2 protein-coding genes and 1 pseudogene are annotated in these 1,620 nt (G+C 26.5%); all 3 read left to right on the forward strand.

What is annotated here, in order from left to right:
• Nucleotides 1-722 (forward strand): metallophosphoesterase (locus tag VLM92_RS12230; RefSeq protein ID WP_325276617.1); only part of this gene is annotated, 722 nt, incomplete at its 5' end.
• 17 nt (nt 723-739) lie between these two features.
• The gene (locus VLM92_RS12235) at nt 740-916 is read left to right on the forward strand and encodes a hypothetical protein (protein WP_325276618.1); all 177 of its coding nucleotides are present in this window, start codon (nt 740-742) and stop codon (nt 914-916) included.
• Nucleotides 917-1,154: 238 nt separating this feature from the next.
• Nucleotides 1,155-1,620: pseudogene (locus VLM92_RS12240) on the forward strand (hypothetical protein); the annotation flags it as partial.

Here is a 1,620-nt window from a genome sequence, read left to right on the forward strand (position 1 = left end):
ATAATCATTGGAATAAGTACGATACTGAAATAATGAAGGAGAGAATGTCTTACTTAAAACAAAGAGTTATACAAATAGGCTTAGAAAATAATATAAGTAGAATTAGAGTAGTATGTATCGGAGATATAATATCAGGTTTAATACATTCAACTATACGCTTAGAGAATAGGGAAGATGTGGTTACTCAAAGCATATTAGCATCGGAGGTAATATCTGAATTATTAACTTCTTTGAGTACATTATTTAAAGTTGATTTATACTATGTTGTCGGAAATCATGAAAGAATAAGTGCTAATAAGTCTGAATCGTTAGATAAAGAAAATTTCGGATATTTTATATTAGAAATGATTAAATTAAGATGTAATAACTTAAAAGGATTGACTATACATGAAAATGAAATAGATGATGAACTGATAACATTTAAAATATTTAAAGAGAATATAGTTGCTACTCATGGAAATAACTTTGGTAATTTAAATACATATATTCCTAAAATAACTTCTATGTTAGGATATGTTCCAGATTATATATGTGTAGGACACTTACATCAGCCGATAGAAAAGTCATATGGAATGACTGAATTAATAGTTAATCCTAGTTTTTCAGGTGTAGATACATATGCAAAAAATATGGGACTTGTAGGTAAAGCTATGCAAAAGTTAATGATATTTTCTGAGGAGTATGGTAAAGAAGCAACGTTTAATATTGATTTAAATAGGTAAGATTTAAGGAGATTATTATGAATTTATTATTCGGAATATGGCTATTAGATTGTATTAATTTAATTAAATATAATGGTGTGGATGTATTTGATTCTATACTTAATATAAGCTCAAGTCAATGGTGGAGTATTGCTATACCATTTGTGCTTGTTTATATAATATTAATTATTTTAAAAATATGGACAGATAAGTAATTAAAATGAACATTTTATATAAGTATTAAACAGGGCTATCTTAATTGGTAGTCCTTTTTGTGTGTCTGAATAAGTGCATAATTTCCCCTATTGTGTGCTTATTTGGTCTTGCAAAAGACCATGAATCTTTCTTCTAGTTTTTGTACGGTTGAATGTTTCATAATAAAAAATCTCCTTTTACTATGCCCTTATAATGTGCGGATGTTATAGGGGCAATTTTTAATAAGGGAGTGATGTGATGGCAAAATCAATTAAATTACAATGTACCTGTTGTGGTAAAGAAAAGCCACCAACTACAGGATTTTATTTAAGTCAAAGTCCTCTGTATAAATTTAATGAAGGAAGAATGACTATTTGTAAAGAGTGTTTATTTGATAAATATGAAGAACTTACTGTACGGTATAATGATGAAACAAAAGCATTATATCACTTATGTATGATGTTAGATATTTATTTCAGTAAAGACTTGGTAGATAGTGCTTATAAACAAAGTAATAGAAAAAATAGTAAAAAAGGATTGTTAATGACTTATATAACTAAATTAAATAGTTTACCTCAATATAAAGGTATGGGTAGTTTTCAATCTGATTATGTTATTTTAGATGAAAATGTAATTAAAGAAATAGAAGAAAAATATAAAGTTGAAAATAAAGAAACTGAAATACAAAAAGAAGATACTATTGATTATGACAGTATTAAAATAA

The organism is Romboutsia sp., from assembly GCF_035470145.1.
GTDB lineage: Bacteria > Bacillota > Clostridia > Peptostreptococcales > Peptostreptococcaceae > Romboutsia_D.

Excerpts from the sequence above, each read along its gene's own strand:
- VLM92_RS12235 (WP_325276618.1), top strand. The coding sequence starts at position 740 with ATGAATTTATTATTCGGAATATGGCTATTAGATTGTATTAATTTAATT.